Source organism: Metabacillus litoralis (genome assembly GCF_007994985.1).
GTDB classification, from domain to species: Bacteria; Bacillota; Bacilli; order Bacillales; family Bacillaceae; genus Metabacillus; species Metabacillus litoralis.
The window spans coordinates 411,586-417,976 of record NZ_VOQF01000007.1 but is presented as its reverse complement, the minus strand read 5'-3'; the positions used below and the strand labels follow the sequence as shown (position 1 = coordinate 417,976).

Annotated in this window: 9 protein-coding genes; 6 read left to right on the top strand and 3 right to left on the bottom strand. The window is 32.9% G+C overall.

Going from position 1 to position 6,391, the window contains the following annotated elements; genetic code table 11:
• Positions 1-218, top strand: a 218-nt coding sequence (locus FS935_RS23450) for a hypothetical protein (RefSeq protein WP_205124303.1), incomplete at its 5' end; no start/stop codon positions are given.
• A 66-nt stretch (positions 219-284) separates the two neighbouring features.
• Here the strand turns inward: FS935_RS23450 and folE2 are convergent.
• Positions 285-1,187, bottom strand: coding sequence for a GTP cyclohydrolase FolE2 (folE2, locus tag FS935_RS14835; protein ID WP_146949422.1), 903 nt, complete (start codon positions 1,185-1,187; stop codon positions 285-287).
• Positions 1,188-1,411: 224 nt separating this feature from the next.
• On the opposite strand from folE2, the gene FS935_RS14830 reads away from it, so the two are divergent.
• Both FS935_RS14830 and FS935_RS14825 read left to right on the top strand, forming a co-directional pair.
• A complete protein-coding gene (locus FS935_RS14830) occupies positions 1,412-2,419 on the top strand; it encodes a permease (protein ID WP_146949421.1) in 1,008 nt (335 codons plus the stop codon).
• 16 nt (positions 2,420-2,435) lie between these two features.
• Positions 2,436-3,401, top strand: coding sequence for a TIGR03943 family putative permease subunit (locus FS935_RS14825; RefSeq protein WP_158638615.1), 966 nt, complete (start codon positions 2,436-2,438; stop codon positions 3,399-3,401).
• A 784-nt stretch (positions 3,402-4,185) separates the two neighbouring features.
• Here FS935_RS14825 and ytzI read toward each other — a convergent pair.
• Positions 4,186-4,368 (bottom strand): YtzI protein, encoded by a 183-nt coding sequence (gene ytzI, locus FS935_RS14820; RefSeq protein WP_146949419.1) that lies wholly within the window; start codon positions 4,366-4,368, stop codon positions 4,186-4,188.
• A gap of 188 nt (positions 4,369-4,556) precedes the next feature.
• Between ytzI and FS935_RS14815 the strand changes: the two genes are divergently transcribed.
• Positions 4,557-4,997: a Dps family protein gene (locus FS935_RS14815; RefSeq protein WP_146949418.1), complete on the top strand. Its 441-nt coding sequence runs from the start codon at positions 4,557-4,559 to the stop codon at positions 4,995-4,997.
• Between the two features lie 111 nt (positions 4,998-5,108).
• On the opposite strand, the gene FS935_RS14810 is transcribed toward FS935_RS14815, so the two are convergent.
• Positions 5,109-5,324: a DUF6154 family protein gene (locus FS935_RS14810; RefSeq protein ID WP_146949417.1), complete on the bottom strand. Its 216-nt coding sequence runs from the start codon at positions 5,322-5,324 to the stop codon at positions 5,109-5,111.
• Between the two features lie 151 nt (positions 5,325-5,475).
• Here FS935_RS14810 and FS935_RS14805 point away from each other — a divergent pair, with 151 nt between their 5' ends.
• Positions 5,476-5,808, top strand: coding sequence for a hydrolase (locus FS935_RS14805; RefSeq protein ID WP_146949416.1), 333 nt, complete (start codon positions 5,476-5,478; stop codon positions 5,806-5,808).
• A 68-nt stretch (positions 5,809-5,876) separates the two neighbouring features.
• Positions 5,877-6,353 carry an RNA deprotection pyrophosphohydrolase gene (ytkD, locus tag FS935_RS14800; RefSeq protein ID WP_146949415.1) on the top strand — a complete coding sequence of 159 codons (477 nt, stop codon included), beginning with the start codon at positions 5,877-5,879 and terminating at the stop codon, positions 6,351-6,353.
• The last annotated feature ends 38 nt before the right edge of the window (positions 6,354-6,391 follow it).

Below are 6,391 nucleotides of genomic sequence, written 5' to 3'. Positions count from 1 at the left end.
ATCGTTCAACTTTTGAAGATAATCGTTCAACTTTTGAAGATAATCGTTCAACTTTTGAAGATATTCCATCAACTTTGATAGTTAATCGTACAACTTTTGAAGATAATCCATCAACTTTTGTAGTTAATCGTTCAACTTTTGAAGATAATCCATTAACTTTTATAGTTAATCCATCAATTGACAATCTTCGACAAATTTCAAGGGAGCGAACCTACTAGTTTTACAACCCAAAAATAAAAAGCTCCAAATCATGATGTGATTTGGAGCTTCTATTAATTAATTCCTTATTTACGATAACTTAAACTAGCAATTGCATCGTGTAAATGAATCGATTCTTCGTTACGGCAATGAACAGTAAAGGCCTGGATGAATGAAAGTTCATATAAATCTGCAGCTACTAGTCTTACCATATCCTCAACGAAACGGGGGTTTTCATAAGCAGTTTCTGTAACCATTTTTTCATCTGGACGTTTTAGGACTGGATGAATCATAGCACTAGCATTTGTTTCAGCTGCTTCTAATAGAGCTGCTTTCCAATCTAACTCTTCATGATAGTCTTCTGTGAACTCGACATCCATTGTAATATAGCCACGCTGATTATGTGCACTATATTCACTAATTTCCTTTGAACATGGACAGAGAGTTGTAACCGCACATGTTAATGAAGCTGTTGTTGTATAACCAACTGCCTCATCATACGTTACAGCAATTGTTGCTTCTGCATGATTTAATCCAACTAACCCTGAGCTTGGTCCTTTTCTTTCGTAAAACCATGGAAATGTGACTTCGATACTTGCGTCTTTTTGTTTTAGACGTTCTGCAAGCTCTTTTGTGAAATCGTATAGATTTTTTATAGAGAGGACAAATCCACCATTTTGACGATACTGTTCAAGCTGTTCAGTGAATCTACTCATATTCGTACCCTTTGAATCATGAGAGATTTTACTAGTCATTTTGAAAGTAGCAATAGTAGTTTGTTGTGTTGGATTTAAATCAGATTCTATAATGATAGGGTGCTTAACATTGCTAATTCCTACTGAATCTATAGTAAAAAGGAAATCCTTTTTAGAGTTTTGTAAATCTGGCATTTGGTCTTTTTCAGTAGGCTTTAATTTTTCGCCCGGCTCAACTGAACCAAATAGAAGATGACGTTCTTTTTTTGGTGGCAAGTTTATCTTTCTTGTCATAATGTTCTCCCTTCACTTACTCGATATTGAGAGTATACTTTAATATGATAGAAAACTTCAACGATTATCTCTTTCCAATGTGTTGATATTTGTAGATGTTGGTAAAATTGTGTTGAAAAATTGAATTGTATCAGAAAAACAGTTTTAAAAATGATAGTCATAATCTCGTAATTAAATAAGTATGATATAGTACGAGATGAATTAAAAAGTTAGGAGAAAAATAGATGAATAAATCTGTATCACCCTTTTTAAGAGAGTTTATTGGACTAGGTTTACTAGGATTGTTTTTCTATTTGTTTTTGTTTGTTGATTTTCAGGAAATATCGTTAAGTATTCCTTCTGAATTATTGACTGTTAATACAATGTTTTTGAGTATTTTACTAGAAGCTATACCGTTTATTATATTGGGAGTATTTGTTTCAGCTCTCATTCAAACTTTCGTTTCAGAAGACTTCATTAAACGTACCTTACCAAAGAATGCAATTGTTGCGATTTTGCCGGCTGCTCTTCTTGGAGCGTTATTCCCGATTTGTGAATGTGCAATTGTACCAATTGTAAGACGATTAATGAAAAAAGGGATGCCATTACATTTAGGAGTTGTTTTTCTAGTAGGAGCACCAATTTTAAATCCTGTTGTGTTTGCATCCACCTATTATGCATTTGGCTCACAACATTATATGGCATATTCAAGAATGGGACTAGCTTTTATTCTTTCGATCGTGATAGGCTTTATTATTTACCTCATTTTTAGAAAACAACAAGATCAGTTAAAGTGGACAAAAGAAGATTTAGTCAGCACAACAATAGATGATGGAAAAGAAAAAGTAGGAAAGATAAAATCAACTATTTTCCATGCCAGTGATGAATTTTTTGAAATGGGAAAATTTCTAATTATTGGGGCATTTATTGCTAGCCTTTTTCAAACATTTTTAGATCGTACACTTTTAACGGAAATTGGTTCAAATGACTTTTTATCACCAGCTGTTATGATGGCATTTGGATATATTTTATCTTTATGCTCAGAAGCAGATGCTTTTGTTGCTGCTTCATTTGGGAGTTCTTTTACAACAGGTTCACTATTAGCATTTTTAGTTTATGGACCTATGCTTGATTTAAAAAATACAATCATGCTTTTCGCATTTTTTAAAGCAAGATTTGTTGTGATATTTATGGTCGTTGTTACTATTGTGGTATATGGAAGCATTGTTGTTTTTCAACAATTCTTATTGTGATCGGAGGTTAGATAAAATGGAAAACCAAAATAGCCACTATCGATTTCATATTTATATAAGAGGAATTATTTTAATTGGTTTTACCTTGTTAATGACTAAGTTAGTTGTTACAGGAGATATGTTACATTTTATTGCTCCGAAGATGATGCCTTTTATTTATTTTGCGATTGTCGTATTTTTATTACTAGGTATAATTCAAATTTGGAGAAGTGGATCAAAGAAAAGAGAAGAGCTATATTGTGATTGTGGTGTTGACCATACAAGTGGAGGTTCTCCATTAAAATCAATTGCCGTTTATTCGCTATTTGTTATCCCGATTATAACCGGCTTTCTGTTTCCAGAAGTTGTTTTAGATAGCTCTGTTGTAGCTAAAAGAGGATTTAAATCTTTGGCTGTAAATGAGGAAAAGATAAATAAAAACGAAGATGAAACAAGTGAAGCTGATGAATATTTACAGGATCCTGAAGCATATATGGAGGAACTTGAAGAGAGTGTTGGTGATAAGGTTGCACAATCATCAAATGTTCCAGATGTGCCTTTAGAGCATCCAGAGGGATTTGAAATCCAAGAACAGCCTGAGGAATTTTATGCTCAATTAAAAGCAGAGATGCTAAAGGCGGATACGATCGTTTTTACAGAGGAAAATTATATAGCGATGACAACAATACTAGATGAAGATCCTGATGCTTTTTCAGGGAAAACTGTTGAACTAACAGGTTTTATCTTTAGGGAAGAAGATTTTGAAGAAGATCAATTTGTTATTGCAAGATTTGGATTATCCTGTTGTGTAGCAGATGCTTCTGTATTTGGAACTCTTGCAACACTTCCTGATGCAAAACAATATGGCGATGATCAATGGGTAAAATTAAAGGGCACATTATCAACAGTAGCTTATCAAGACTGGATGCTTCCATCTATATCAGTATCATCCATTGAAGCGGTAGAACAACCAAAAACCCCATATGTTTATGAATCTTACTAAAGTAAAGTAGTTTCCCCTTAATTTTTGGTGTTTTCTATTGTTAGATTATTATAATTGTACGAAAGTATATAACAATGAAATAATAGCGTGAATTCATATAAGAGTTCACGCTATTATTTATTATTGGGAATACATAGTATGGGTATCTTTTAAAATACTTAGTGGAATTATTAGACGCTTTCTTGAAAAAGCGGATACTAAATGAAAATTGTAGGTAATGGTATGGGATTAGGATATCGAAATCAAACTTAATTAACCTAAAGGGTAGGTTTTAGTTGGAGGTAAATAACTGGTAATGGGAACTGAAAAACCAAATTAAACTTTCATAAGTGGATTTTAAAATTGAATTGCAGCAATAAACGAATTAGTAGAGCTTTATATAATTTAAAGGTTTTTATAAAAGTTTGTTGTTTTTAAAAAATAATTGAACAAAACTATTTAAGGTTGATTGGAGCGGAAGGTGCGAGACTCCTGCGGGAGCAGCGGGACAGGTGAGATCCCACAGGCGCTTGCGCCGAGGAAGCTCACCGCCCGCCCCAAGGAAAAATCGTTTATTGAAAAGCCGGTAGTTTGGCTTTTTAATATTTTTCCCGCGGAAAGCGAGCAACCTGTAGTGGAAATCAACCATCACAAGACTTGGTATAGAAGTGAAGAATCCCATAAAATGCTGTTGATTACTAAAAAAATTCAGCATAATTTTATGTGTATTTTTTTAGATTTTTCAATCAGAAATAACAATACGCATTAGGGTTGTTTACACCTCTAAACAGAATCCCCCAAATAGTCATTCCTTGTCTCTTTGTTCCAATCGCTCATCATCAGACGAATCTAACTCATTAGATTTTTCTTTAGGTTTATTAACAGGATCAACTGTATGTTTATATTGATATGCTTTACTTGTTGTAAGAACACTCAAGATTAGAACAACAAATACAATAATAATCGATATAATAAAAACTACCTTCACGTTAAACCTCCCGTTGTATTGAAATTTTAACTGATATTGAATTCACCTTTTTAAAATACTAATTCTTCTATTATATATCTTAACATGAGTAAAATGATCTCGGTTTAAAAAGTTATGCAATAAAATATCATGTTTTGTCACAAACTATACTGGGTAAAGATAAGTAGAAGACAAGGGAGGAATTTAATATGTCAGAAAAATTAATTGCAACAGTAAATAAGCAGGTTGCTAACTGGACTGTGCTTTATGTAAAACTACATAATTACCATTGGTTTGTAAAAGGAAAGAACTTCTTCACGCTACATGAAAAGTTCGAAGAGTTTTACAATGAAGCAAATGTTCATATCGATGAACTAGCTGAACGTTTACTAGCACTTGAAGGCAAACCGGTTGCTACAATGAAGGAGTGTTTAGAATTAACGTCAATTAATGAAGCTGAAGGTAATGAAACTGCCGAGCAAATGGTTAAGAATGTATTTGATGACTTTAGCAAGGTAGCAGACGAGCTCAAGGAAGGTATGGATCTAGCAGCAGAAGTTGGCGACGAAACAACTGGTGATATGTTATTAGCTATCCACCAAAGTCTAGAGAAGCATAACTGGATGTTAAAATCTTTCTTAGGAAAATAAGTTTTCATAAAAAACCGGGTGAAGCACAACCTTCACTCGGTTTTATTATGTAAAGTTTTTCACATAATAATTGGTGCTAGTTAAATGCTCTGTTAGTAATGGTTATTTTTATTACGAAAGCTCTTTTTCAGCAATCTCTTTAGTTATTTTATCAGAAATATACGGTGCAATTATTTCTTGTAATTCCTGAGTTGACATACTTTGTATCCATTCAAGAATTTGTTCTTTATTTGTTTGGTGCAATATAGATTGTACATATGCAAAAACATCTTCTTCATCAGCTCGAAATCTACTTAAATCATCGTTAATAAACTGATTTTTTTCCACCTTTTATCCTCCCGGTAATCATCTGTTAACTTCCCGCTTTATTACTATATTTTTTACAAAGATCTCACGAAATATTCCATTATAACTTGGCGCATAAACCTAATAATATAGGCAAACGCTAAAAAAAGATGAAGAGAAGGAGCTGTCTTTTATGGATAATGGAAAAAAAACATACTATATAAATGTTGGTAGTGGTGAAATATCTCAATTAAGTACTGCATCACCATGGCATTTTAAAATAGAAGCATCAGATGATGAGATTATTACATTAAGAGAATATTTTGATCAAGTATATTCTTCAGATATACAAGGTTTCCTTAGATCACATACACCCTATATTCAATACCATTATGATCGTGAAAATGATGCAATAGATGACACGAACAAGCAAATTTATCGAATGATTTATGAGCTTGGAGATGAAGAAGCCAAAAACCATATCCGAACACAAGGATTGATCTCAAGAATAGACGAACAAGAATAAACCTTATACAGAGCTTTAACATTGTGATAAGATTTTATTAGATTAGGAAGAAAATTGAGGGATTACTTATGTACCGATTTACTGATTATTATCACAATGAAGTTACCTTATCATTTGAAAGCTATCCATTTTCAAGTGATCCTAAGCATGTTTGGGTTGTTTGTCGATATGAGAATCAATGGTTATTAACAGAGCATTCTGACCGAGGCTATGAGTTTCCTGGTGGTAAGGTTGAGAAGGATGAAACGGCCGATGAAGCAGCAATTAGAGAAGTAAAAGAAGAAACAGGTGGGATTGTTAAGAATTTAACTTATCTTGGACAGTATAAGGTTCAAGGTAAGGAAAAAGTAATTGTTAAAAATATTTATTTTGCAACGATTGAAATCCTTGAAAAACAGCAACAATATTTTGAAACATTCGGTCCCATTCTTCTCGAGAAAATTCCTAAAAACATCAAATACGATAAAAAATATAGCTTTATCATGAAAGATGATGTTTTACACCACAGCTTATTAGAAATTAACAAAAGATGGAATATTAAATAAAAGAGGCAGCACCAGAATACCCTCATGATCAGAGGGTA